We start from the raw sequence: 25,874 nt of genomic DNA, 5'->3' as shown, positions 1-25,874 counted from the left end.
CTGAAAGCTGCTGTACTTTAACTGGATTTTGTTTATCTAAATATTTTTGATGCCAGGCACGAAGTGTTTTAGGAGTACAGCCAATCTTAGGTGCAATTGCGGTGATTGCAGCCCAATACGATGGATAGTCTCTCAGAATATTGACTCTCCGACAAACCCGGTACGGTTCACTCTATTTACCTATTATCCAAAGCCATCTGAATTATTTTTATTTTGATTATTCCAATCCAAAATTTTATGTGGGTTACAATGTGGGACAAAAGCACAAGCAAGGAAAAAGCCCTTGCAAATACAAGGGCTTATCTTAAAATTTGGCGGAAGCGGTGAGATTCGAACTCACGGAGGACTCACACCCTCGTCGGTTTTCAAGACCGGTGCATTAAACCGCTCTGCCACGCTTCCATGTGCGCCATAATACGAAGCTTTTTTCCATCTGACAAGTAAAAATTACATTCAAGTGACTCAAATGAATATTGTTTCATCAAATGTTTAAAGTTTGGCGGCCAATTCAGCACCTTCGCGAATGGCGCGCTTGGCATCCAGTTCTGCTGCCAGTTTTGCCCCGCCAATAATGTGATATTGCGCCAAGGTCTGCTGGCCAGTTGCCGGCATAATCTCTTTAACAGATTCCTGCCCGGCACAGACCACCACGGTATCGACCCGCAATAACTGGTCATGGCCATCCATTTCTACCCACAAGCCTTCATCACCAATGGCTTTATATTGCACCCCACGCAACATGCGTACGCCGTGCTTTTTTAGTTGTGCACGATGCACCCAGCCGGTGGTCTTGCCTAGCCCGGCACCCAATGGCGTGGTTTTACGCTGCAACAAATAAATTTCACGGACCGGGGGATGAATTTCCGGTGCCTGCATACCGCCTTCAGATACATAGTGTGGATTTAAATCGACACCCCACTCGCGTTTCCAGTCCTCCACAGGTTGCGGCTGTGGCTGCTGCTCCGGTTTTAATAAAAACTCAGACACATCAAAGCCAATGCCACCGGCACCGATCACCGCCACTTTATAACCGACAGGCGCGCCATTGAGTACTTCGGCATAAGACAGAACCTGTGGTAAATCGCTGCCCGGAATGTTGAGTGCACGCGGCACCACGCCAGTGGCAACAATCACCTCATCAAAGCCTTCACGTTCCAGCTGCTCGCGGTTGACTTTGGTATTCAGGCGTACATCTACGCCGGTTTTTTCCAGTTGCACCTTAAAATAGCGGATGGTTTCGTGGAATTCTTCTTTGCCCGGAATCACTTTGGCCAGATTAAACTGCCCGCCGACATCGGCATTGGCTTCAAATAATGTCACCTGATGACCACGGCCTGCAGCCACCGTTGCAGCAGACATACCAGCGACTCCACCACCCACCACGGCAATCCGTTTTGGCTGTTTGGTTTTGACATAGACCAGTTCGGTTTCATAAGCAGCACGCGGATTGACCAGACAGGTGGCGCGCTGGTTTTTAAAGGTATGATCCAGACAGGCCTGATTACAAGCAATACAGGTATTGATTTCATCGACCCGGTTGGTGGCGGTTTTATTGACCCAGAAAGCATCGGCCAGTAAAGGACGCGCCATCTGAATCATGTCGGCTTTGCCCGCTGCCAGAATTTCTTCGGCCGTATCTGGCATATTAATCCGGTTAGAAGCAATCACAGGAATCGACACTTGCTGTTTCACGGCTGCAGTGTAATCCACAAATGCCGCGCGCGGCACCGAAGTCACAATGGTCGGAATACGCGCTTCATGCCAGCCAATACCGGTATTCAGTAAAGTCACACCGGCCTGTTCCAGGGCTTTGGCTACCGTAATGACTTCATCCATAGTGTTGCCATCATGTACCAGATCCAGCATCGACAGACGGAAACAGATAATAAACTTATCGCCAATTTCTGCACGAATGGCTTTGACAATTTCCACAGCAAAGCGCATTCGGTTTTCAATCGGGCCACCCCAACGGTCATTGCGCTGATTGACATGACGGCTTAAAAACTGGTTTAGCAAATAGCCTTCAGAACCCATGATTTCCACGCCATCATAACCGGCTTTTTTGGCCAGACTGGCGGTTTTCACATAGTCCTGAATGGTGTTTAAAATCTGTTTATCGCTGAGTTGGCGCGGTTTAAATGGTGAAATTGGCGATTTAATCGGGCTAGCCGACACCACAAAAGGCTGATAGCCATAACGGCCAGCATGCAGAATCTGCAACAGGATTTTGGCGCCATGCTTATGTACCGCATGTGTCACCAGTCGATGCGGTGCAATATCCCCCAAGGTATTCATGGTGCCGCCGGCCGGTAATAACCAGCCCTGACGGTTCGGGGAAATCCCGCCCGTAATAATCAGGCCAACGCCGCCTTTGGCACGCTCACCAAAATAGGCCGCCAGTTTCGGATAATTATAAAAACGGTCTTCCAGACCGGTATGCATGGACCCCATCACCACCCGGTTTTTCAGGGTAGTAAAACCTAAATGTAATGGACTGAGCAGATGTGCATAGCTTGTTGTCATCATGTATTCCTGTACGCTGGCTTTGCAACTTGTTGCATAATACTGTAGCGATTTTTTATTATTTGTTTATGGCATTTTCAAAAAATTATCATGACAAACTGCCAATGTCAGTTCTGCCACTGCTTGCTGCTGCTTTTCCATAGTGCAATTGCACCGAGCACCGTGCCAATTGGAAAGCTTAATAACATTAGCACGGCCAAAATACGCGACAGTGTGCGTCCTTCGCCATTGCCCCGTTTCACTTTTAAACAGGCGCTGATATTCAGATAAATCAACAGCAGCATCAAGGCCATCACAATCACTAAATTGACTGTGGCAATACTGCGCTGCTGATATTCCAGATACAGGAACACCACCGCACTAAAACTGAGTAAACCGGCATAAATACCATGAACCAGCGCCAGGGTTTCATTGCGGTTATTGTTGGAGATCAATGGGGGCGGTGTGACATTGGGCTGCATCGGCATTTCCTCTCTGTGGATATAAATTGTTCTATCATACTCAAGCCAGGAATGGGCTGCTGTGGCCGAAAATAAACTGAAACCGATGAAAAAAGTCTAACTTTTTTCAGAAAGCAAATTTTTCAGAAAACATCGTTTCGGAAAAGTGCTACAATAGCGCCATTTTCGAATTCTCCTTGGCCACCATTTTGGTTGCCTATATTCATAAGTTAGGACTCGCAATGACTGATAATGCAACGATCTTGCAAAGCGTACCAGTAGGCAAAAAAGTGGGTATCGCCTTCTCTGGTGGTCTAGATACTTCTGCTGCTTTATTGTGGATGAAACAAAAAGGCGCTGAACCTTATGCCTACACAGCAAACTTGGGTCAGCCAGATGAAGATGATTACGATGCTATTCCGAAGAAAGCGGAAGCCTATGGCGCAGTAAAAGCACGCTTAATCGACTGCCGTTTACAGCTTGCACTTGAAGGTATTGCTGCAATTCAGTGTGGCGCGTTCCACATTTCAACAGGTGGTGTGCCTTACTTCAACACCACACCACTAGGCCGTGCAGTTACCGGGACCATGCTGGTTACTGCCATGAAAGAAGATGACGTGAACATCTGGGGTGATGGTTCAACCTATAAAGGTAACGACATCGAGCGTTTCTACCGTTACGGCTTACTGACCAACCCGGCGCTCAAAATTTACAAGCCGTGGTTAGACCAGACCTTTATTGATGAGCTAGGCGGCCGTGCAGAAATGTCACAGTTCCTGATCGACAACGGCTTCGACTATAAAATGTCAAAAGAAAAAGCCTACTCGACTGACTCGAACATGCTGGGTGCAACGCACGAAGCCAAAGATCTGGAATACCTGAATGCCGGTATCAAGATTGTTGAGCCAATCATGGGCGTTGCGTTCTGGAAAGATGACGTTGAAATTGCACCTGAAGAAGTTTCAATTACCTTTGAAGAAGGTTTCCCGGTTGCACTGAATGGCCGTCGTATCGAAGATCCGGTAGAGTTCATTCTGGAAGCCAACCGCATTGGTGGCCGTCACGGTCTGGGGATGTCGGATCAGATCGAAAACCGTATCATTGAAGCGAAATCTCGTGGTATTTACGAAGCTCCGGGTATGGCACTGCTGCACATTGCTTACGAGCGTTTAGTGACAGGTATTCATAACGAAGACACCATCGAACAATACCGCATTAACGGTTTACGTTTAGGCCGTTTACTGTATCAAGGTCGCTGGTTCGATTCTCAAGCACTGATGCTGCGTGAAACTGCACAGCGTTGGGTTGCAAAAGCCATCACTGGTACAGTGACTTTAGAACTGCGTCGTGGTAATGACTACACGATTATGAACACTGAATCTGAAAACCTCACCTATGAAGCTGAGCGTTTGACCATGGAAAAAGGTGATTCAATGTTCACGCCAATGGATCGTATTGGTCAGTTAACCATGCGTAACCTGGACATTACCGATACCCGTCAAAAACTTGGCATTTATACCGGTGCCGGTTTACTGGCCGTGGGTACAGGTTCTGCTGTTCCACAATTAAAAGACAAGAAATAAGTTGTCTCTATGAAAAAACCGCCTTCGGTGATCTGACCCCAATAAGTTGGACGGTTTGATTAAGCAGCTTTTAAGGACTGAGTTCTGTATTGTACAGGACTCAGTCCTTTTAATTTAACCTTGATTCGTTCATGGTTGTAATAATGAATATATTCTTTCACGGTCTGTTCCAACTCTTCAACTGAATTAAATTCCTCACCATAGAAACATTCTGATTTAAGTATTCCAAAGAAGCTTTCCATTGAAGCGTTGTCTAGACAGTTACCTTTACGCGACATACTTTGAATAAGCCCGTGCTGTTGAAGCTGTTGCTGATAAAATCTCATTTGATATTGCCAGCCCTGATCTGAATGAATAATTGGCTTATCATTCGGGCTGAGCTTGGCGATAGCATCTTTCAACATATCTTTAACTAAACCAAACAGTGGTCTACGTTGGAGCTGAAACGCAATGATTTCACCATTAAACAAATCCATTATGGGTGACAGATAAAGTTTTTCACCGCGTACATTAAATTCAGTTACATCTGTTACCCACTTCTGATTGGGCTTGTCTGCCTTGAATTGACGCTGCAACACATTCTTAGCAATTTTACCAATTTGCCCCTTATAAGAGCGATACTTTACAGCTCTAATACATGATCTGAGCTGCATGGACTGCATCAAGCGTTGAACACACTTATGGTTAATGGTAAACCCCAAATTCTTCAAGGCAAGTGTAATCCTGCGATACCCGTATCGTCCCTTATGTTTATGATATATCGCCTTAATTTGCTGTTTAAGGTCACTATATTTATCTTCACGCTTTGATTGCTGCTCATGATAAAAGTAAGTGCTTCGAGCCATTTCTGATGTACGTAACAAGTACCTTAATTGATAGCTTTGCCTTAATTCAGATATGAATCTTGCAGCCGTTGCTGTTCGGCTTTTTCCTGTTCTTTGCGCTTCTGAATCAAGGCTCTCCGCTTTTTTAGATAAGCGACCTCTGCCCGTAGATACGCCAATTCTTCAAGTAGCTGTTCTTGAGTTTTATTTCGATCTTCTTGTGAGGTTTTAATTCTAGGTCGCTGTGGCTTTGGCATCTGTTTGGGGCGTCCTTTGGGCTTAGATTTTAAGCCATCTATACCGTGTGCCTGATATTTGCGCAACCATGTAGAAAGAGTTCCAACTTCTTTTAATTTAAAAAATCTTAAAGCATCGATAAGTGACAAGCCATCATTCAATATTTTAAGAACAACTTTAAGTTTGAACTCTGTAGAGTAGGTTATGCGATGAGATTGAGGTTTCAAGCCGTCTTCGCCAAGAGTCTGGTATATAGCAACCCATTGTCGAATAGTAGCTCTGTCTAATTTATATTTATTAGCTGTTTTTCTAAACCCATCATCATTTTTATTTGATAAATAATTTTGAACAACTTCAAGTTTAAACTGTTGAGAATATTTAGCCATAGAAAAGCACCCTTCAAATTGGACTAAGAGTGTCCAAATTTCGGGGTGCAGATCATTCGGGGCGGTTTTTTTGTACTTGCTGTTTGGGATTTATTCTAAACCTTGCAGAATATCGCTGACCTGCGCGGTCTGATAATAAATCTGGTTCCGGCCGAGTTTTTTCGCCCGGTACAGCGCCTGGTCGGCACGGCTAATCAGATCATCCTTGGAAATCTCGAGCTCGCCTTTATACACGGTAAAACCCAGGCTGATGGTAATAATATCGGATACACTGGATTTTTCATGCGGAATGGCCAGCCGTTCAATTGCCCTAAAAATATTTGACGCCACCGCATAAGCACCATGCGCATCGGTTTCAGGCAGCAACACCACAAATTCTTCGCCACCATAGCGCGCCACAAAATCCATATGCCGGATCGCGTCTTTAATGGATTTGGCCACTGATGAAATGACTTCATCACCTTTTTGATGGCCATAAAAATCATTAAACAGCTTAAAGAAATCGACATCAATAAATAGCAAGGACAAGGGCCGTTCATCATGCCGCGCCTGCTCATAATAGCTGTTCAGCATTTCATCAAAGTTGCGCCGGTTCGACACTTTGGTCAGTGCATCATGCTGGCTTAAATGCAGCAATTCTTCACTGTTAATCCGGTTAATTTTCTCGCCGAGTTTCGCCTGCTGCATCACCAGAAAGATCATCCGCTCTCGGGTACACAGCATTTTACTCATTAAAAAACCCATCACTACGCTGCCGATGAGCACCCGCGCCATCACCATCACATCAATTGGAATGTAAAAGGTAAACAGCATGACCATGGTCATGACTGCCGCCATTAATCCGGTCAGCAGCATATGAAATGGTTTTACCCCGGTCAGCACATAGCCCATGATGTAAATGATACAGATGATCATCATGGCCTGATATTTCAGTGCTTCGGTATACACGGTCATGGTGAGCCAGGTCATCGACAGGATGGCCCAGAACACCAGCGCCATGGCGGCATAGGCAAAATAGCGCCGCAGGATTTTATAATGGGCAAAGAAAAACAGCGTCAGCAGACACAGGCCACCATTGAGTAGCCCGAGCAGACAGCGGATAAAATCATGCCAGAAATGTTGCGGCTGGATAATCCAGTAATCCCCGGGAATGACCAGCATGGTCAGAATAAAATAGACCAGCACCCCCGACCAGAAATACTGGTTAATATTATGCCGGGCCCGCTCCAAATACTGCTGCCAGAATTCCTGTTCCAGCTGTTTCGGAAACACCTGACCCGCGCTGCGTCGTTGCCGGGCAATCAGTGCCTCTATTTTTTCCTTGTCATATTGCAATTGGACAAGCTTATATTTGTATTCCATTGACATAAAATATAATTTTTATAGTCGCTTAAAAATAACACAAAATGATAAAAATTAATTCAATATAAGGCATCTTTTGTCTAGATTTGACGTTATCATTGTCAGGTTTATAGATTATCATTCCATTTATTTTTCGATCGGCATCACCTTGAATACGATTACTCTTTTACAGCCAGATGACTGGCATGCTCACTTACGTGACGGCTTAGCATTAAAACGTACAGTTCCAGATCTTGCCAAACAGTTTGCACGTGCGATCTGTATGCCGAATCTTGTCCCGCCTGTAAAAACCGTGGAAGAAGCGATCAGCTATCGTGAACGCATTATGGCGCATGTGCCAGAAGGCGTGGCGTTTGATCCGCGCATGGTACTGTATTTCACCGATCAGACTTCGCCAGCCGAAGTGAAAAAAATTAAAGACTCCGAGCATGTCAATGCCATCAAGCTGTATCCGGCTGGTGCGACCACCAACTCGGATAATGGCGTCAGCGACATCCGTAAAGTCTATGCGGTGATTGAACAGTTAGAAGAACATCAGGTGCCGCTGCTGTTACATGGCGAAGTGACCCATCAGCATGTCGATATTTTTGACCGTGAAAAACGCTTCCTCGATGAAGTGTTGGCACCTTTATTAAAACAGTTCCCGAAACTGAAACTGGTGCTAGAACACATCACCACCAGCGAAGCAGCGCACTTTGTTCTGGAGCAGGACCGCAACGTGGCCGCTACCATTACTCCGCAACATTTGCTGTTTAACCGCAATGACATGCTGGTTGGTGGGGTTAAACCACACTTCTACTGCCTGCCTATTTTAAAACGTCAAACCCATCAGCAGACTTTGCTGGAAGTGGCGACCAGTGGCAATCCGAAATTCTTCCTCGGAACCGACAGTGCGCCGCATTCTAAAAATGCCAAAGAAAATGCCTGTGGCTGTGCCGGCTGCTATAGCGCACCAACCGCCATTGAGCTGTATGCGCAAGCCTTTGACCAGGTCGGTAAACTGGACCGCCTAGAAGGTTTTGCCAGCCACTTTGGCGCAGACTTCTATGGTTTGCCGCGTAATACTGGTACGATTACCCTGGTTAAAGAAGACCAAGTGATTCCTGCAAGTTTAGACTATTTGGATGGTGAACAGATTGTTCCGCTATATGCCGGTCAAACCATCCAATGGAGAAAAGTGTGACAGACGAAACTCTACCTTTAATTGGTCAGCGTTTCCGTGGATTCTTACCTGTTGTGGTCGATGTCGAAACAGCAGGTTTTAATTCGCAAACCGATGCCTTACTTGAAATAGCCGCCATTCCGATTGTGTTTAATGCGGAAGGCCATTTTGTTCCGGGTCAGGCCTATCATGCGCATATTAATCCGTTTGAAGGGGCCAATCTGGACCGTCGTTCACTCGACTTTATCGGGATTGATCCGTTCAACCCGATGCGTATGGCCATGGCTGAAGATGAAAAAACGGCGCTGAAACGTATTTTTAAATCCGTGAATGAAGTGCGTCGCCAGCAGAACTGTACTCATGCAGTGCTGGTCGGCCACAATGCGCATTTTGATCTGGGCTTTTTACAGGCGGCCATTGCCCGTACCAGTACCAAAAACCAGAATCCGTTTCACAGCTTTTCCGTACTCGATACCGTAACCTTAAGCGCGGTGATGTTCGGTCAAACAGTACTGGCCAAATCCTGTATTCAGGCCGGCATTGAATTTGATGGCAAAGAAGCGCACTCTGCCCTGTACGACACACAAAAGACCGCGGAACTGTTCTGTTATATTTTAAACAAACTCACCCCGCATCTACTTGACACCTTGGTGGCGGATCAATAAGATACCGCCATCTTCTAAACGTCCCTATCGTCTAGAGGCCTAGGACATCGCCCTTTCACGGCGGTAACCGGGGTTCGAATCCCCGTAGGGACGCCATCTACATTTCTCTCCTCCTCCTCTTTTATTTATTCTTCTTTGCACAGCACTGTTGTTTATTTAAGCTATTATTGCAAATAATTCTCATTTCTATTGATTAAGCCCAACAAGTTAATGATAATCGATTACATTATCTTTTACAAAAAACACATCTCATGCGTTTTGCCTATTCCAGCTTGTCTGTGGCCATTTTAAGTAGCTTCAGCTCCCTTAGTTTTGCTGAACAGATTCAAGAATCAGAACACACCGCCCCATCTCCCTCGCTCAAACTGTCGACCATTGTGGTCGAGGCCAAAGATGAAAATGCGCTGGGAAAAACGGTCTATAATCAGGAAGATTTAAAGAAAAGCCCGAATAGCAGCAAGAACATCACCGAATTTTTAAAGGTGAATCCGAACGTGCAGCTCGGTCACCGCTTTCGCAGCAGCTTGCAGCAAGGTGAACTGAACGCGGCCGATATCAGTATTAATGGCGGATTGGCTTACGATAACAAGATTCTGATCAATGGCCTCTCCATCAACAATACGATTAATCCGGTGGGCGCACAGCAATCCAATCATCCCAACCAGCTAATGGGCAATTCACAGACTGCTGCCATCAATACCGACCTACTGTGTAAACTGACCGTGTTAGACAGTAATGTCGGGGCGGAATATGGAGAATTTACCGGCGGCGTGGTTTCTGCCGAAACCTGCGCTCCGCAAACTGAAATTGGCAAAATTCACGGTTCGCTCAGTTATGACTACACCTCAGATGCCTGGTCAAAAGTCAATTTCCCCTCTCAGGACAGCCGTGATGCTTTTGAAGATTCGAGCGATGAATCGGCACAGCCCTACTTCACCAAACAGGGCATCAGCCTGAACAGTTATGGCCGGCTCAGTGAGCAATGGGGTTTTAATGCCTTTGCTTCATACCGGCATTCAGCCATTCCCTTAAAAACAGATTTTGCCGAATCAGGGCAATTTGAACAGCAACGTCAGGCCCGCAATGCCGGTGTGGAATTATTTTATGATCCCTCTGAACGTACCTCGTTTAAGCTGGGCGCGAGCTTTTTGGAAAATGATGGACTGTATTTTAAATCCAATATCCGTGATTCTGAATCGACCCAACACTCGAACAGCCAGAACCTGTATTTTAATCTGAACAACCAGCTCGACAGTGTCTTGCTGACCCAGCAGCTAAATTATCAACGCCAGCAAGCAGGACGTCAGGCCGCCCAGAACCACTATAGCTGGCTCAACTCGAGCAGCAAAAACTGGGGCAAGGACAAATATAGTTTCGAAGGTCATATGGGCGGCTTAAAGCAGCAAGAAAGCCGGCTGGAATACACCATTAAAGCCCTGTTTGAGCCGATTGAAACCGCATCTTTGCGGCATCAGTTTAAAATCGGGGCCGGCTATGGCCATTATGCTGCTTACTGGCAACGCCCTGAAACTGCCCACGTATATGCCACGCCTTTAAATTTAAGCGGCGCCGACTGCCAGTCTGATAATGGCACTCTATATGATGCCTGTGATACTGCGCCAAGTCTGGATGGAAAATATCAAGGCCAGTATTTAAGCAGCAAAACCAGCTATTATGCCGGTCAACTGGATATCCGTCAGGATCGCTGGCATGCCTTTATTGAAGACCAGATTCACTGGAATCACTATCTGACCGCGACCCTGGGCTTCCGGAATGACTATGACTCCATTCACAAACAGAACAATGTTGCCCCCAGAACCGCACTAGAAATCCGTCCTTTTGGTAATGAGCGCTTAACCCTGTTGGGTGGCTGGAACCGCTATTACGGGCTAAATGCGTTTGTGAATGAACTGAATGACCGGATTGACCAGTTTGAGCAAAAATATACACGCGCGCAGCTGGAACAAGGCTGGACACCCAAAACCGCAGGAAAGACCAGTTTCACCTATCGTTCCGAGCTGAAAACCCCGTATAGCGATGAAACCGTACTTGGCCTGAGTTCCAAACTGAATAATACCGCATTCAGCCTGAAATGGGTCAACCGTGACAATCAGGACCAGTTACGCAAAACCAAAATGAATCTGGAAGATCTGAGTTATAGCTATGACAATCGCGGGCGCTCTGCATCCGATATTTATTCGCTTTCCATCCGTAATCTGGCGCCACTGGCATTTTTAGGCGCACAACATCGTCTGGCCCTGAATGCCGACTATACTGAAACCACGCGCAATTTTGATCATTACGACAGCACCGATATTCTGACCGCCACCCCGCAAGTCTATTATAAGGGGCAACTGATTGATGCCGAGGATCGCCCTGCCCATGAATTTCATGTGCCGTGGACCGTGCGCCTGAACTGGGAGATGCAGTTTGAGCGCCTGCCGCTAACGCTCAGTCATTTCCTGAGTTATCAGGGTAAAGTCGATGCCCTAAAGCGTGAGGCCAAAGGCTATACCGATGCACAAGGTGTGCAGCATGATGCCTATACGCCTTACACCACCCAGAACAAGTTTTATTGGGACTTGAAAGCCAGCTACCGGATTCCATCTTTTAAAAATACTCAAACCATTTTCGGCCTGACCATTAACAATGTCACCAACCGTGCCAACAGCTTTATTGACAGCAGCGGCAGCGCCCAGCCCGACATTGGCCGGCAGTTTATTGCCGATGTGACCTTTAAGTTCTAACGTGGAAACATGCACAGGCTTGCGCTTTTGGCCTGTGCATCCGCTATAATTGCAACAATTTCCCATGCTGTTTTTATAAGACAATGTTAAAAAAGATTTTTCTGGTTCTGATTATTTTGCTGCCTTCGGCGCTTTATCTGTACATTGTGTCGCGTGATAGCAAAGCACCGCAAGCGCCCGCACCGGCTGAACAGGCCGCGCCGCAACCACAAGCGCCTGAGTACCAAACCCCGGACCACTAAATGTGGTCTTTTTTATCTCCAGTACGATGAGTCGTGCAGATGCTCATGGGTTAAAATCCGGTGCAGATTGAAGTGCTTATTAAAAACCGGGTGGCCATCATCAAACGATAAATTTTCCAACAGCCTAAACAGATACTTTTTAGACAAATAAATCCAAATCGTGGAATTATTCCCGTCATCAAATTGACATCTTTGGGGCAAATCCCTAATATAGCCCTCACCTCGCAACGTCCCTATCGTCTAGAGGCCTAGGACATCGCCCTTTCACGGCGGTAACCGGGGTTCAAATCCCCGTAGGGACGCCATCTAAATCGCGCCAGACGATTACTTCTAACCCAATTGTTTTGATTATTGATTGCAGATTTGTAGTTTTTCTCTACAATAGCCTGCTTCTCTATTCTTTTATTCTCCTACTCTTATGCAGACATCTCATTCTCCGAATGATGCTACGCATCAGGGCAATTCTGCGCCTTTAAAACGCGCTATGAGTACTCGACATCTGGTTATGATTTCACTTGGTGGTGCAATCGGAACTGGTTTATTTTTAGGTTCGGGTGAAGTCATTGCACAAACGGGGCCTGTAGGTGCCATTCTTGCTTATTTTCTGGGCGGCGTGATCGCTTACATGGTTATGCTGTGTTTGGGCGAACTGGCTGTCCATATGCCTGAATCCGGTTCTTTTGGTGCTTATGCCAAACGTTATATTGGACCCGGAACAGGCTATACCGTCACCTGGCTGTACTGGCTAACCTGGTCAGTCACCCTGGGGACTGAATTTACCGCAGCCGCCCTGCTGATGCAGGAGTGGTTCCCGCACATCTCGATGTGGTTATGGACCATTATTTTTGGGGTATTTGTCTTTACCTTAAATATGGTGTCTAGCCGCTGGTTTGCTGAATCGGAATTCTGGCTGGCACTGGTCAAAGTCGTGACCGTGGTGGCCTTTATTCTGCTCGGTCTGCTGGCCATTTTCGGCGTGATCGGCTATCAGGGCTATGAATCTGCGCCGCTGTTTAGCAATTTAACCGCACAGGGCTGGTTCCCGGAAGGTTTATTCCCGATTTTCACCACCATGCTGATTGTGAACTTTGCCTTCTCTGGCACCGAACTGATTGGTGTGGCCGCTGGTGAAACCAAAGACCCGGCCAAAAACGTTCCAAAAGCCATCAACACCGCGATTTTCCGCCTGCTGATTTTCTTTGTCGGAACCATTCTGGTGGTGACTGCGTTATTGCCGCATCAGGAAGCCGGTCTGGCCGCTGAGGGCGTGAGTAGCAGTCCATTTGTGACCGTGTTCCAGCACATCGGGATTCCATACGCAGAAGATATTATCCGCTTCGTGATCATTACCGCCTTACTGTCTGCCGCCAACTCAGGTTTGTTTGCAGCATCGCGGATGATGTGGTCATTGTCGTATCAGAAGCAGTTACCGCAGGTTTTCTCCAAGGTCAACTCGCGTGGTATTCCTTATGTGGCAGTGATGGTCACCATGCTGGGCGCAATGCCAGGCTTGCTGTCTGAGCAGTTTGCACCTGAGCTGATTTTTACCAACCTGCTCGGTATTGCGGCCTTTACCATGGTGGTGGTCTGGATGAGTATCTGCTTAAGTCATTTCAACTTCCGCCGTGAATGGTATAAACAGGGTCGTAGCGTGAAAGAGCTGGGCTTTGCCGCACCATTGTTCCCGATTGTGCCAATTCTGGGCTTTGTATTCAGTCTGATTACCTGTTTGAGTATGGTATTTGATCCATCCATGCGCATCAGTTTCTTTGGCTGTTTAATCTTTATTGCAGCCTGCTATATCAGCTATTACCGTTTTTATCATAAAAAAATCTGATCAGGATTTGCAGTAAAGAGCGGCCCCGGCCGCTCTTTTTTTATCTATACTGTTAAATAAAGCCATTCTCATTCACATGCTGGCCCTACAATGAATATTATTTGCATTCATGGAATGAATCAGCAACACCAGACTGCCGATTCACTGCGTCGACTGTGGTTATCAATACTGGAGCAGGGTTTAAAACGCAGCCAGCAGTCCCATTTTTTGCCGATTTAAAACAGGCCATCTGTATGCCGTTTTATGGCGATTTGCTCTCCAAACATCATCTGCAAAACACTTTAAATGCCAGCACCCTGATGCCGCAGCACTGGCCGCATTTTCCACTGCTGCATCCAGTCAAAATTCAAAAACCGACCACAGTGGTGGAAGAACATCGCCCCGGCGATTGCAATATTCCGCATCTGCAAGTCTATGATGCACTTAACTTTAACCAGAAACTGAAATGGCTTAGTGCTTTAAGCCGGGATATTGCACTGCGTGATTTTGCCCGGCTGATCAATTATTTTCCCAAACTGCATGCCAGCTTGTTGCATAAATTTCTGGTCGAAGCCTATTTATACCTGGCCGATCCGCATTTTATTCAAGAGGTACACAGCCGGATTTATGCCCAGCTCTGTCAGGATGACACCCATATTATTCTGGCGCATTCCTTAGGCACGGTAATTGCCTATAATCTGTTAATTCAGCATCCGGAACTGAATATTGCACGCTTTATTACCCTCGGTTCGCCGCTGGCCTTTCGGGTGATTCAGGAGCATTTACAACAGCCGATTCAGCGCCCCACTGCCCTGCATGGCGACTGGATTAATTTTTATTCTCCGGATGATTTTCTGACCGCCTTTCCACTGTCGGAACCACCGTTTCATTTTAAACCGGCCATTCTGAACCGGCAGGTACAAACTCCGGTAGATCGTCCTCATGAAGTCTATGGCTATTTGCAGCATCCCCAAGTCTTAGAGGCCTTGGTCGAGTTACTGCCAGAAAGTGCTTAAATTGAGGGAATTTTCACCTGATTTATGCAAATTGTTCTAAATTTATTCGCTTAAAAGCCTTGCAGCCAGAAAATTGTAGAAAAGCGTTTGACACCCTCCTTTTTTCACCCTAATATACGCCCACCTCTGAAACGTCCCTATCGTCTAGAGGCCTAGGACATCGCCCTTTCACGGCGGTAACCGGGGTTCGAATCCCCGTAGGGACGCCAATTTCAGAAGTAATATTTTATTAAGTCCCTATCGTCTAGAGGCCTAGGACATCGCCCTTTCACGGCGGTAACCGGGGTTCGAATCCCCGTAGGGACGCCACTCCTTCCAATCAAAAGAAGCGGTTTAAAATATTCTTCTGTACTGTCCCTATCGTCTAGAGGCCTAGGACATCGCCCTTTCACGGCGGTAACCGGGGTTCGAATCCCCGTAGGGACGCCATATTCGGGTCACATACGTGATTCATAAAAAAGCCCAAGCATTGCGACTTGGGCTTTTTTATTGCTACAACTTTTTATTTGCGCAGAAGGGGAGCTAGGAAAAATACTATCACCCGTTTAAAACGGTCATACCACCTGCGCCCAGATTATTGTTTTTGACAGCCATAACAGGCTGGCTATCATTCACTTCATACAATCTCCTGCGAATAAAGGTTGAATAAAGCGTAGATCGGGAATTGGGATGAATCACCCTCATTCCCCATTTCTGTTTAGGCCGATTTACGCGAGTTAATCTGCCCTTTAATTACCGCGGTCAAATTGCCTTTTAAATATTTAAAAAATACTTTTAAAGGTGAGAGTTTTGGATTCGGCTGTTTGCCTTGCGCAATGTCCTTAAACTGCGCGGCATACCAGATAATTTCCATAATCGCCATTTTATCGACCAGTGGAATGCCGGTCTTAATTTTATCGACACCATAACGCACATCTTGCCCTGCCAGCAAACGATGCGCCAGATCTGGCTCCACCGCAAATGGGCGAGCAATCCCGATAAAATCACAGGCGCCGCTGGCCAGTGCCGTATTCATGCCCTGTACGGTCCGGAAACCGCCGGTCACCATTAAATGACAACGAACTTCCTGACGGATCCGCTCCGCAAACTCCAAGAAGTAGGCTTCACGCGCTAAAGTCGAGGCTTTGCGTTTTTCCGCTTTTACTCCGGCCATGGCCGGTGCTTCATAAGTCCCCCCCGATACTTCAATCAGGTCAATTCCGGCAGCATCAATCGCTTTAAAGACCTGAATCACATCTTCCTCACTAATACCACCGCGCTGGAAATCCGCCGAGTTCAGCTTGACTGAGATGATAAAATCTTCAGAGGTCGCAGCGCGCACCGCCTGATAAATTTCCAGCAAAAAGCGCATCCGGTTGTCAATCGAGCCACCCCAACGATCTTGGCGTTTATTGGTTAGCGGTGATAAAAACTGGCTGATTAAGTAGCCATGTGCGCCATGCAGCTGCACCCCTTCAAAACCGGCCTGCTCACAGATCTGCGCTGCGCGGGCAAAGCGCTGGATAATATCAAGAATCTCATCTTCACGCAGTTCACGCGGTGTGCCAAAGGTGGTGGCCAAGGCCGGGCTAAACGGTACGGCGGAAGGCGCGACGGTTTCTTTGTTCAGGCCTTTCGGACATTGCCGTCCCGGATGCGACAGCTGCACCAGTTGCACCATGCCATACTGCTTGCCAATCTGTGCCCACTGTTGCAACTTGGCCAGATCACGTTCTGATTCAATGGCCACCACGCCCGGTTCATTTTTGGCACGAATATCCACCATGACATTGCCGGTAATGGCACAGCCCAGCCCACCCTTGGCCCAGGCCTCATATAAGCCCAAATGTAACTGGTTCGGCTGACCAGCCGTATTGGCCAGCGCCTCACTCATAGCACCTTTAATGATGCGGTTTTTAAATGTGGTCTTTCTAATTTGAAGCTGATCTGCAATCTGGCTCATTGGTCAATCCTGACATTGTGGTCTAGAGCAAATACTCCATTGAATTACCCCAATGGTCAAGCAAATTTTGACAACTCGTATTGTCAAAAATAGTCACAGATCAATATTGACTGGCCTGAATCAGCTGCCGGGTATAGTCAGTTTGTGGCTGTGCAAACAGATCTTCAGTACGCTGGAATTCCATCACCTTGGCATGTTTCAGTACCAGTACCTTCTGACACAAGGCCTTGACCACCTGCAAATCATGGCTGATAAACAGATAGCTCATCTGCTCCTGCTGCTGCAAACGCCGCAACAGTTTAACGATGGCGCGTTGTGTGGTGCGGTCCAGCGCCGAGGTCGGCTCATCCAGAATCAGCAGTTTCGGTTTCAGCACCAGCGCACGTGCCAGTGCAATCCGTTGCCGCTGTCCACCGGATAGTTCATGCGGATAACGGGTTTTAAAACTGACCGGCAATTCAACTTTTTCCAGCGCCAGATCAATGCGCTGCTGAATTTCGGATGCTGACAGCTTTTGTAAGGCCAGCCCTTCGCCAATGGTCTGCTCGACATTTAAACGCGGATTCAGGCTGCTAAACGGGTCCTGAAATACAATCTGAAATTCACTGCGTAATGGCCGCAGCTGCTTTTCCGAAAGCTGGTTCAAGTCCTGCCCCAGCAAATCAATTTTGCCCTCACTGGCAGTTAAACGTGAAATCGCCAGTGCCAGCGAGCTTTTACCGGAACCACTTTCCCCGACAATACCGATGGATTCGCCTTGCGCCAGATTTAAATCCAACGGCTCCACCGCGACAAAATAATCTTTGACCCGATTGAGTAAACCCTGCTTGATGGGAAACTTCACACCCAGTTGTTGCAGTTGCAATAAAGGCTGAGTCTCCTCTACCTGCAAAGCCTGACCAAAATCATGATACAGCAGCTCCCGAGTATAGGCCTGCTGCGGCGCATGAAAGACCTGTTCAACCGGCCCCTGCTCCTCGACCTGGCCTTTGTTCATGACAATGACCTGATCGGCATAATACCGCACCAGATTCAAATCATGGCTGATTAAAATCATGGCCATCTGCCGGCTGCGCTGTAAGCTTTGCAGCAGGTCCAGAATTTGCGCCTGCAGGGTCACATCTAACGCAGTGGTCGGCTCATCGGCAATCAGGATGTCCGGATCAAGCGCCAAGGCCATGGCAATCATCACCCGCTGGCGCTGCCCGCCAGACAGTTCATGCGGATAACGCTTCAGTTTATCTTCCGGCTGGGGAATGCCAACATCTTGCAGCAATTGCAGCACGCGTTGCCGGGTTTCCGCCTTGGAATGCCCCTGTAACAGCAGGCTTTCGCCAATAATTTTTTCTACCCGATGCAGCGGATTTAATGCCGTCATCGGCTCCTGAAAAATCATGGCAATGCGCTGGCCGCGAATCTGGCGTAGTTGTGCCGGATTCAGCTGTAGCAGATCCTGCCCTTGAAACAGTGCCTGCCCCTGAATCTGGAGCTGACTCGGCAACAAGCCCAGCAAGGCCAAACTGCTGACCGATTTGCCCGAACCACTCTCGCCGACCAGCGCCAGCGTTTCGCCAGCGTGCAATTCAAAACTTAAATTGTGCACCAATAGCTGCTGTTGATGCTGAATCTGGAGCTGCTGTACCGTCAGCACCGGCGTGCGCTTACTGGCGTCTTGGATCGAATGCATCACGGGTCGCCTCTCCAATATAAATCAGTAAAGATAAAACAATCGCCAGGGTAAAAAAGCCCGACAATGCCAGCCACGGCGCATTTAAATTATTTTTGCCCTGTAACAGCAGTTCACCTAACGATGCGGCATCGGGCGGCAAACCATAGCCGAGGAAATCCAGTGCAGTCAGCGCGGTAATATTCGCGGTCAGCATAAAAGGTAGTTGCGACAGACTCGAACTCATGGCATTCGGCAAGATGTGCCGGAACATGATGGTACGGTCACTCACACCCAGACCGCGGGCAGCACGGACATAATCAAAATTACGTGCCCTTAAAAATTCGGCCCGGACCAGTCCAACCAGGGTCGGCCAGCCAAACAGCAGCATAATCAGAAACAGCCAGTACACGCTTGGGCTAAACATACTGACCAGAATCATCACCATGAATAGCATCGGTAAACCGCCCCAGACTTCCAGAATCCGCTGTCCCAGCAAATCGACCCAGCCGCCATAATAGCCCTGTATCGCCCCGACGATAATGCCAAGTGCAGCAGAGGCCAGCGTTAAGGCAAATCCGAATAGCAGTGATACCCGCAGGCCATAGAGAATCCGCGCCAGTACATCTCGGCCCTGATCATCGGTCCCGAGCCAGTTATCGCTGGTCGGTGGTGACGGCACCGGCACAGCCAGCTCTAAATTCGGCGATTGATAAGAATATTCAATCAGTGGCCAGATGGCCCAGCCCTTGTCCTGAATCAGTTGCTGCACGGCCGGGTCCTTATATTCTGCTTCGGTTTCAAAGACCCCGCCAAAAGTGGTTTCAGGATAAGCCTTGAACACCGGCATATATAAGCTGTTTTCATATTTGACCAGCAGCGGCTTGTCATTGGCGATCAGCTCGGCTGCTAAGGACAAGATAAAAATCAGGGCAAAGGCGATAAAACAGCCAAATCCCAACCGGTTCTGTTTAAAACGCTGGAGCCGCGCCTGCATTAAGGGAGACATTATTTGGCCCCCCGTGATTCAAAATTAATCCGTGGATCAATGACCTGATACAGCACATCGCTGATCAGTCTGAGGACTAATCCTAACAAGGTAAAAATAAACAGGGTGCCAAAAATTACTGGATAATCACGCTGTACAATCGCTTCAAAGCCCAGCAATCCCAGACCATCGAGGTTAAAAATAATTTCAATAAACAGGTTACCGACAAAGAAAATCCCAATTAATGCTTCCGGCAGGCCAGCAATCACAATTAGCATGGCGTTACGAAAAACATGGCCATACAGCACCCGCGATTCGGTCAGGCCTTTGGAGCGTGCCGCCAGCACATACTGTTTATTCAGTTCTTCCATAAACGAGTATTTGGTTAAGTAGGTCAACCCGGCAAATCCACCAATCACCATCGCCAGCAGCGGCAAGGTCATATGCCAGAAATAGTCTTTGATTTTACCCAGCAGACTCAGCTGATCGAAGTTTTCCGAGACCAATCCCTGTAGCGGGAACCACTGAAAATAGGAACCACCGGCAAAAAATACAATCAATAAAATCGCAAAAGCAAAGGCCGGAATGGCATAGCCAATGGCCAGCAAAATAGACGTGGCTTTATCAAAGATCAGACCATGCTGACGGGCTTTTTTTATCCCGAGTGGAATAGACACCAGATAAATCAGCAAGGTGCTCCACAATCCCAAAGACAGCGATACCGGCAGTTTTTCCCACAGCAGCTGGGTCACCGGCTTGTCTTTAAAAAAGCTGGTGCCAAAATCAAATTGCAGATAGCTGCTCAGCATTAGCCAGAAACGCTCATGAATTGGTTTATCAAACCCATATTGCGCTTCAATTTTAGCCACCATTTCATCACTCAGGCCTTTAGCACCCTGATACGGGGTTGAACCGGCTGCAGCAGTTTCGGCACTGCCACTCCCGCCCATGCCCTGAAAGGCTTCTGCCTGCTGAATTGCCTGCTCGACCGGACCGCCCGGGGCAATCTGGATCACAATAAAGTTAATCAGCAAAATCAGAAACAGTGTGGGAATAATCAGCAACACTCGTTTCAGGATATAGGTTCCCATGCGCTCAGCATCCTTGTGGCAAAGCCAGCTTATTGTTTACGCAGATACTGGGCTACTTTTTGCGCCCCGGCTGCATCACTCCACCAGTAATCAAGTCCAATGGAAAGTCTTGGTTTTATTTTCGGTTGTTGGTACATATTCCAGTAGGCCAGCCAGTGCTCGCCTTTGCCATAGGTCGGAATCTGGTAATAACCAGCGCGTAATAAACGGTCCAGCACTTTGGTCCGGACAATCAGCTGCTGGCGGTCAGGCGCGTAGATAATTTTCTGAATGATGTCATCAATGACCGGATTCTTGATCCCGGCATAATTATAATTGCCCGATTGATCTGCCGCGGTGCTGCTCCAGAATTGCGCCTGTTCATTGCCCGGACTTAAGGACTGTGGCAAGACCATGGTGCTTAAGTCAAATTCTGCCCGGCGCATCCGTTCAATATATTGCGGCACATCGACCTGACGGATATTCACCACAATCCCCAGACGTTTTAAATTGCGCACAAAAGGCATTAAGGTACGCTGCAAGCCATCCTGATGAATTAAAAATTCCAGCTGGATGGTGTTGCCTTTCGGATCAAGCAAACGGCCATCCTTGAAGCGATAGCCGGCATTCAGCAGGATCTGCCGGGCTTTGAGCAGACCGCTGCGGTTAAAACCGCTGGCATCACTGACCGGGAATTTCCAGTTGGCCAGCACCCCCTGACGCTGCACCGGATGCAACTGTTTTAAATACGGCTTTAACAGTGCCAGCTCCGCCGCGCTTGGACGACCTTTGGCTTCCAGTTCGCTATTGCTAAAATAACTTTGCAAACGCTGATACTGTCCGTAAAATAGGGCTTTATTCTGCCATTCAAAATCATAGGCATGGCTGAGCGCCTGACGGAAATGAATATCCTGCATCGGTGCACGCCGGGTATTAAACACAAAACTTTGTGTTGGCACCGGGTTTTCATGCCGGAACTTATATTTCACCACCATCCCCGCTTTCACTGCCGGGAACTGATATTCTGTCACCCATTTGCGCGCGGTATATTCTTCATGCAGCGTGTATTGGCCCGACTTAAAGCCTTCAAAGGCCACATCCATATTGCGGTAATAGACAAATTTAAGCCGGTCAAAGTTATAACGGCCCTTATTGACCGGCAGATCTTTGCCCCAATAGTTCGAATTGCGCTTATAAGTAATACTGCGTCCGGCATCAATCCGTTCAATCAGATACGGGCCTGACCCCAGCATCGGCTGCAAGGTAATCCGGCTAAAGTCCTTGCCCTGCCAGTCTTTCTGGGAATAAATCGGTAAGGCCGATAAAATCAGCGGCATTTCACTGTTGTTATCGGATTTAAAGGTCATTTTGACCTGATGTCTGGATAAGACCTCGGTTTTATCCAAATCGGCAATATACATCTGCAAACCCGGATTAGATTTGCTCTGGAAGGTATCAAAACTGAATTTGACATCAGCCGCGGTGACCGGTGTGCCATCACTAAAACGTGCTTTTGGATTCAGATGAAAAATGACAAACTTGGTCTGCTTCGGATCATAAGTCACTTTTTCTGCCAGCAGTGGGTACATCACCCCCGGCTCATCTAGCGAGCTGGTCATGAGCGAATCAAACAGATAATTCACCCCATCGGTCGCACTGCCCTTACCGTTCATGCTGTTCAGGTTGTCAAAAGTGCCATTGCTGGACTGACTGAGTATGCCGCCTTTGGGCGCTTGCGGATTGGCATAGGGCATGGCCGCAAGCTGGCTGTATTTCGGACTGCTGTGCAGCGCAATATACGGCGTGGTCTGCAGCGCAGCCCAGCTCCAGCTTGAGGTCAAAGCCAGTGCTGTCGCCACAGCACTCAAGCGATATAAAGATCTGTTCATGCGGTCACGACTCCTTGTGCCCGGCAATTACAGGTTCGGAACCTTGATGATCTCTCCAATACGCAGCTGCGTATTCGGTTTAATCTCGTTCATATCAGCCAGTTCACTGGTTTCCAGACCATAACGGCTGGCCAGCCCAATCAGGGTATCGCCGCGCTTGACTTTATATTCCGTCATAGTTTTTGGCAACTGCAGGGTTTGGCCAACTCTTAAACCGGCACGCGGACTCAGGCCATTCAAGGCTGCCAGTTCAGCGACCGAAATACCGGTACGGCTGGCAATGGCATTTAAGGACTCACCGGCTTTAACGGTATAGGCATCGGTTGCTTTACCCGTGCTGGCGCTGCTTACCGCTGCACTTTCCGCGGCACGGTTGCTGCTGCTGTCCAGATCACCTTCAATTTTTAAACGCTGACCAATCCGCAGTGCAGCAGTACGTGGCAGATCATTCAGCGCAGCCAGATAGTTCAGCTGCAAATGATATTTACGCGCAATACTGTTTAAGGTCTCACCCGATTTTACAATATGAATGTCCGAGGCTACCGCAGTTGTACTGGCCTTGCTTTCTTCCACTGGCACTGGCTCACCGCTGAGTTTCAGGCGCTGGCCGGTACGTAAACCGGCAGTCCGGCTGATGCCATTTAAACTGGCAATCTGCTCCAAACTCAAGTTATAGCGATTGGCAATGGCGGTTAAGGTATCTCCCGACTGTACCGTATAGCTATCCGGGATGGTCGAACCGGCTGGAATTTTTAATGTTTGCCCAATTCGCAGGCCAGTATTGGTCGAGATCTGGTTAAGCGCCGCCAGATCAGCCAGACTCATTTTGCTTTGTGCGGCCACACTCGATAAAGTATCGCCGCGCTGGACAGTATAGTTTTCTGTTTTAATCTCAGCAGTTGACGTACTTGGCGCTGCACGACGACTCTCTGCGGCCGTTTCAGTTTTTGCTTCGGCTTTTGAGTCACTCACAGGCACATTAATCCGCTGTCCAACCAGCAAACTGCTGCCAGCAGTCAGACCCGGAGTTAAGGCCGCCAGTTCTGCATTGGACAAGCCATGACGTTCCGCAATCAGTTTCAGATATTCACCGCGCTTCACCGTATAGCTTTGCGTAGCCACTTTGGTTTCAGCCGCTTTCTGCTCTGCTGCCTTGGCACGCATCTCTGCTGTTTCTTTCAGATTCAGCTTCTGGCCGACAAACAGGCCACTGCTTGTGTTCAGATTATTATAATCCGCCAGTTGCTTGACCGATAAACCAAACTGATTGGCCACGCCGGTTAAGGTATCGTTAGCTTTAACCACATAGGATTCCGGCTGCTCTTTGGCTTTGGCTGGCGCGGCAGCTTGTGGTTTGGCATCATATAAATAGATGGTGGTACCGGCATATAAAGTCGAGTTTGGATCAATCTGGTTCCATTTTGCCACATCACGCCAGTTCACCCCATTTTTCATGGCAATCAGCACCAGGGTATCGCCGGCCTGTACCGTATAGGTACTGCGCTTGCCTTTTGGCGGCACCACCACCACTTCAGTGTCGGTCTTGATTACGTTCTTGCCCTGGTTCCGCTGGGCTTCATCTGAATCTGGACGGGTGCTATCCGCGACACTTTTCGGGTAAGCAAAACCTTTGGTCAGCTCTTTGCCTTGCTGCTCGGCCACCGACAGACTGGTCTGAATCGCGGTCAGCTTAATTTTGCCATCATAAGGATCGACAATTTCAGTGCCTTGTGGTGCAATTTCTTTTAACTCGGCCACCACCTGCGCCTGTTCAGCCTGAGAGGCCACCGGCTGCAACACCTCTTCTACCGTTTTGTTCTGGTCTTCAGTTTTCACTGCCGCCAGAATCTGTTCACGTTCTGCTGCTGAAATTGGCGGTTCGACCTTCACCGGCTGAATATTCTGTGCCGGGGTAATGGCCACCGGAATACGTGGAGCACTTGGAATATCTGAATTGGCCGCAAAAGAGGCCAAAGCCGATGAACCGCGTGGCGTACTGATCCGTTTGGTGCTGGTTGTAGTCGTGCTGCTAGCAGTTTTGGCTGTGCTCGCTGGTGTAGTCGTAGCAGTACGCTGAGTCACACTGGCCGTCAAAGCGGGTGTGGTGGTTTTTGTAGCTGGGGCACTGGTCGTGGTCTGCGTCGTCACACTAGGACGAGTGTTGCTGGCCAGCAATCCACCACCTTGCAGGTTTTTCAGACGTTCATCGACTGTTGGGCTTAAATCGGCTGGAATCAGAATCCGCATCGGGCTGGCACTGTCAATTCGGTCAGTACGATGGCCCGGGTTCAGTGCATATAACTCGGCACGGCTAAGACCAGTAATATTGGCCACATCATTTAAATTCACCGCTCCGACCGTCACTTCACGGAAATGGGGACGGTTGGCAATTGGCGGCAAACGCACCCCGTAGGCACCTGGATTTTTAATAATTTGCGCCACTGCCAGGAAACGCGGCACATAGTTCATGGTTTCCTGTGGCAATTTCAGTGACCAGTAATCGGTCGGTAAACCGGCAGCCTTGTTACGGTTAATCGCCTGCTGAATACGGCCCGGTCCGGCATTATAAGCGGCCAGAGCCAGCTCCCAGGAACCAAACTGGTTATACAGGCTACCGAGGAATTCATAGGCAGCACGGGTCGATTCGACCACATCACGGCGGCCATCATACAGCGGGGTCTGTTTCAGACCATAAATACGTCCGGTACTTGGAATAAACTGCCATAAACCGGCTGCAGCAGCGCTACTGGTTGCTGCCGGGTCGTACGAACTTTCAATGACTGGTAATAATGCCAGTTCGGTCGGCATGCCACGGCGCTCGGCTTCTTTAACTGTGTGATACAGATAACGTGAAGCACGCGCACTTAAACGGTCAATATACGGCTGACGTGAAATAAACCAGCCGCGCTGCGCTTCAATACGCGGATTCCAGTGTTCCAGATCCATTTTGAAACCTACGGTCATACGCTTCCAGACATCACCGTGTTTTAAAATCAGTAAACGGTCGCCTTCTACCGCGCGCATGTCGGTGGCCGACAATAAATCTTCCAGTGAATCTAAACTGCTGGCGTCCAGATAACCTGAACCAACCTGACTCGACGTTGACGCTTTGCTGGCACTTTGTGTAGAGGTACAGCCGGTGCTGATGCCGAGCGCGGCCAGCGCTGAACCCAAAACTGTAATATTAAATAGTGCCGGGACCATAGGCTGCCACATGCGTGTGGTTGGTTTATACATAGGAAATCCAAACAACTCGTCTATAAATTATTTTTTAGATTTGACATTGTAGTGAAGCATCACTACGACACAAGGTTTT

Annotated in this window: 16 protein-coding genes, 6 tRNA genes and 2 pseudogenes; 12 read left to right on the top strand and 12 right to left on the bottom strand. The window is 48.1% G+C overall.

From position 1 onward, the window contains the following. From FTU69_RS01480 to FTU69_RS01465, 4 genes and pseudogenes are all read right to left on the bottom strand, one after another. A pseudogene (locus tag FTU69_RS01480) lies at positions 1 to 133 on the bottom strand (IS3 family transposase); the annotation flags it as partial. Between the two features lie 179 nt (positions 134 to 312). Next, positions 313 to 402: transfer RNA gene (locus tag FTU69_RS01475), tRNA-Ser, on the bottom strand. An 87-nt stretch (positions 403 to 489) separates the two neighbouring features. Next, positions 490 to 2,526: an NADPH-dependent 2,4-dienoyl-CoA reductase gene (locus FTU69_RS01470; protein ID WP_171525334.1), complete on the bottom strand. Its 2,037-nt coding sequence runs from the start codon at positions 2,524 to 2,526 to the stop codon at positions 490 to 492. A 104-nt stretch (positions 2,527 to 2,630) separates the two neighbouring features. Further along, positions 2,631 to 2,984, bottom strand: coding sequence for a hypothetical protein (locus tag FTU69_RS01465; RefSeq protein WP_160242966.1), 354 nt, complete (start codon positions 2,982 to 2,984; stop codon positions 2,631 to 2,633). A 221-nt stretch (positions 2,985 to 3,205) separates the two neighbouring features. Here FTU69_RS01465 and argG point away from each other — a divergent pair, with 221 nt between their 5' ends. Then, positions 3,206 to 4,546, top strand: a complete 1,341-nt coding sequence (argG, locus tag FTU69_RS01460; RefSeq protein ID WP_005179184.1) for an argininosuccinate synthase — start codon at positions 3,206 to 3,208, stop codon at positions 4,544 to 4,546. A 59-nt stretch (positions 4,547 to 4,605) separates the two neighbouring features. Here the strand turns inward: argG and FTU69_RS01455 are convergent. Both FTU69_RS01455 and FTU69_RS01450 read right to left on the bottom strand, forming a co-directional pair. Continuing rightward, a protein-coding gene (locus FTU69_RS01455) for an IS3 family transposase (protein WP_373685071.1) occupies positions 4,606 to 5,993 on the bottom strand; the annotation gives its coding sequence in 2 pieces (ribosomal slippage) (positions 4,606 to 5,496 and positions 5,499 to 5,993; 1,386 coding nt in all). A 90-nt stretch (positions 5,994 to 6,083) separates the two neighbouring features. Then, positions 6,084 to 7,355, bottom strand: a complete 1,272-nt coding sequence (locus FTU69_RS01450) for a GGDEF domain-containing protein (RefSeq protein WP_005179187.1) — start codon at positions 7,353 to 7,355, stop codon at positions 6,084 to 6,086. Positions 7,356 to 7,503: 148 nt separating this feature from the next. Here FTU69_RS01450 and pyrC point away from each other — a divergent pair, with 148 nt between their 5' ends. From pyrC to FTU69_RS01395, 11 genes and pseudogenes are all read left to right on the top strand, one after another. After that, positions 7,504 to 8,538, top strand: a complete 1,035-nt coding sequence (pyrC, locus tag FTU69_RS01445; RefSeq protein WP_034597856.1) for a dihydroorotase — start codon at positions 7,504 to 7,506, stop codon at positions 8,536 to 8,538. Continuing rightward, entirely contained in the window at positions 8,523 to 9,182 is a 660-nt protein-coding gene (gene rnt / locus FTU69_RS01440) for a ribonuclease T (protein WP_075167718.1), read from the top strand. The genes pyrC and rnt overlap by 16 nt, the downstream gene beginning before the upstream one ends. 20 nt (positions 9,183 to 9,202) lie before the next feature. Beyond that, a tRNA-Glu gene (locus tag FTU69_RS01435) sits at positions 9,203 to 9,278 on the top strand. 155 nt (positions 9,279 to 9,433) lie between these two features. Then, the gene (locus FTU69_RS01430) at positions 9,434 to 11,929 is read left to right on the top strand and encodes a TonB-dependent siderophore receptor (RefSeq protein WP_180103383.1); all 2,496 of its coding nucleotides are present in this window, start codon (positions 9,434 to 9,436) and stop codon (positions 11,927 to 11,929) included. 83 nt (positions 11,930 to 12,012) lie between these two features. Beyond that, on the top strand, positions 12,013 to 12,171 hold the full coding sequence (locus tag FTU69_RS01425; RefSeq protein WP_016659224.1) for a hypothetical protein: 159 nt from the start codon (positions 12,013 to 12,015) through the stop codon (positions 12,169 to 12,171). A gap of 229 nt (positions 12,172 to 12,400) precedes the next feature. Further along, a tRNA-Glu gene (locus FTU69_RS01420) sits at positions 12,401 to 12,476 on the top strand. Between the two features lie 113 nt (positions 12,477 to 12,589). Beyond that, positions 12,590 to 14,008: an amino acid permease gene (locus FTU69_RS01415; RefSeq protein WP_180103382.1), complete on the top strand. Its 1,419-nt coding sequence runs from the start codon at positions 12,590 to 12,592 to the stop codon at positions 14,006 to 14,008. A 90-nt stretch (positions 14,009 to 14,098) separates the two neighbouring features. Further along, positions 14,099 to 15,003: pseudogene (locus FTU69_RS01410) on the top strand (alpha/beta hydrolase). Positions 15,004 to 15,136: 133 nt separating this feature from the next. After that, positions 15,137 to 15,212 (top strand) — tRNA-Glu (locus FTU69_RS01405). Positions 15,213 to 15,236: 24 nt separating this feature from the next. Next, positions 15,237 to 15,312, top strand: a tRNA-Glu gene (locus FTU69_RS01400). A 44-nt stretch (positions 15,313 to 15,356) separates the two neighbouring features. Further along, a tRNA-Glu gene (locus tag FTU69_RS01395) sits at positions 15,357 to 15,432 on the top strand. A 268-nt stretch (positions 15,433 to 15,700) separates the two neighbouring features. Here FTU69_RS01395 and FTU69_RS01390 read toward each other — a convergent pair. The 6 genes from FTU69_RS01390 to FTU69_RS01365 form a co-directional block, all read right to left on the bottom strand. Then, complete coding sequence (locus FTU69_RS01390) at positions 15,701 to 16,945, bottom strand: NADH:flavin oxidoreductase/NADH oxidase family protein (RefSeq protein ID WP_075174999.1); 1,245 nt, start codon at positions 16,943 to 16,945, stop codon at positions 15,701 to 15,703. Positions 16,946 to 17,045: 100 nt separating this feature from the next. Then, positions 17,046 to 18,632, bottom strand: a complete 1,587-nt coding sequence (locus FTU69_RS01385) for an ABC transporter ATP-binding protein (protein ID WP_180103381.1) — start codon at positions 18,630 to 18,632, stop codon at positions 17,046 to 17,048. Beyond that, entirely contained in the window at positions 18,607 to 19,620 is a 1,014-nt protein-coding gene (locus FTU69_RS01380) for an ABC transporter permease (RefSeq protein ID WP_104487386.1), read from the bottom strand. The genes FTU69_RS01385 and FTU69_RS01380 overlap by 26 nt, the downstream gene beginning before the upstream one ends. Beyond that, entirely contained in the window at positions 19,620 to 20,690 is a 1,071-nt protein-coding gene (locus tag FTU69_RS01375; RefSeq protein ID WP_005179212.1) for a microcin C ABC transporter permease YejB, read from the bottom strand. Before FTU69_RS01375 ends, FTU69_RS01380 begins: the two co-directional genes overlap by 1 nt. 29 nt (positions 20,691 to 20,719) lie before the next feature. Then, on the bottom strand, positions 20,720 to 22,558 hold the full coding sequence (locus FTU69_RS01370) for an extracellular solute-binding protein (protein WP_180103380.1): 1,839 nt from the start codon (positions 22,556 to 22,558) through the stop codon (positions 20,720 to 20,722). A 27-nt stretch (positions 22,559 to 22,585) separates the two neighbouring features. Further along, complete coding sequence (locus FTU69_RS01365; protein WP_180103379.1) at positions 22,586 to 25,795, bottom strand: LysM peptidoglycan-binding domain-containing protein; 3,210 nt, start codon at positions 25,793 to 25,795, stop codon at positions 22,586 to 22,588. Between the last annotated feature and the right edge of the window lie 79 nt (positions 25,796 to 25,874).

This window comes from Acinetobacter sp. YH12134 (assembly GCF_013418555.1).
GTDB classification, from domain to species: Bacteria; Pseudomonadota; Gammaproteobacteria; order Pseudomonadales; family Moraxellaceae; genus Acinetobacter; species Acinetobacter indicus.
Note: the sequence above shows the minus strand (reverse complement) of the source record. Positions and strands in the feature narration are given on the sequence as shown.

What these genes read in the sequence shown, in the direction of transcription:
- rnt (WP_075167718.1), top strand. Translation starts at nt 8,523, where the DNA reads ATGGAGAAAAGTGTGACAGACGAAACTCTACCTTTAATTGGTCAGCGT.
- FTU69_RS01365 (WP_180103379.1), bottom strand. Translation starts at nt 25,795, where the DNA reads ATGTATAAACCAACCACACGCATGTGGCAGCCTATGGTCCCGGCACTA.
- FTU69_RS01425 (WP_016659224.1), top strand. Translation starts at nt 12,013, where the DNA reads ATGTTAAAAAAGATTTTTCTGGTTCTGATTATTTTGCTGCCTTCGGCG.
- FTU69_RS01370 (WP_180103380.1), bottom strand. Translation starts at nt 22,558, where the DNA reads ATGAACAGATCTTTATATCGCTTGAGTGCTGTGGCGACAGCACTGGCT.
- FTU69_RS01385 (WP_180103381.1), bottom strand. Translation starts at nt 18,632, where the DNA reads ATGCATTCGATCCAAGACGCCAGTAAGCGCACGCCGGTGCTGACGGTA.
- argG (WP_005179184.1), top strand. Translation starts at nt 3,206, where the DNA reads ATGACTGATAATGCAACGATCTTGCAAAGCGTACCAGTAGGCAAAAAA.
- FTU69_RS01450 (WP_005179187.1), bottom strand. Translation starts at nt 7,355, where the DNA reads ATGGAATACAAATATAAGCTTGTCCAATTGCAATATGACAAGGAAAAA.
- FTU69_RS01390 (WP_075174999.1), bottom strand. Translation starts at nt 16,945, where the DNA reads ATGAGCCAGATTGCAGATCAGCTTCAAATTAGAAAGACCACATTTAAA.
- FTU69_RS01375 (WP_005179212.1), bottom strand. Translation starts at nt 20,690, where the DNA reads ATGGGAACCTATATCCTGAAACGAGTGTTGCTGATTATTCCCACACTG.
- FTU69_RS01470 (WP_171525334.1), bottom strand. Translation starts at nt 2,526, where the DNA reads ATGATGACAACAAGCTATGCACATCTGCTCAGTCCATTACATTTAGGT.
- FTU69_RS01430 (WP_180103383.1), top strand. Translation starts at nt 9,434, where the DNA reads ATGCGTTTTGCCTATTCCAGCTTGTCTGTGGCCATTTTAAGTAGCTTC.
- FTU69_RS01380 (WP_104487386.1), bottom strand. Translation starts at nt 19,620, where the DNA reads ATGTCTCCCTTAATGCAGGCGCGGCTCCAGCGTTTTAAACAGAACCGG.
- FTU69_RS01465 (WP_160242966.1), bottom strand. Translation starts at nt 2,984, where the DNA reads ATGCAGCCCAATGTCACACCGCCCCCATTGATCTCCAACAATAACCGC.
- FTU69_RS01415 (WP_180103382.1), top strand. Translation starts at nt 12,590, where the DNA reads ATGCAGACATCTCATTCTCCGAATGATGCTACGCATCAGGGCAATTCT.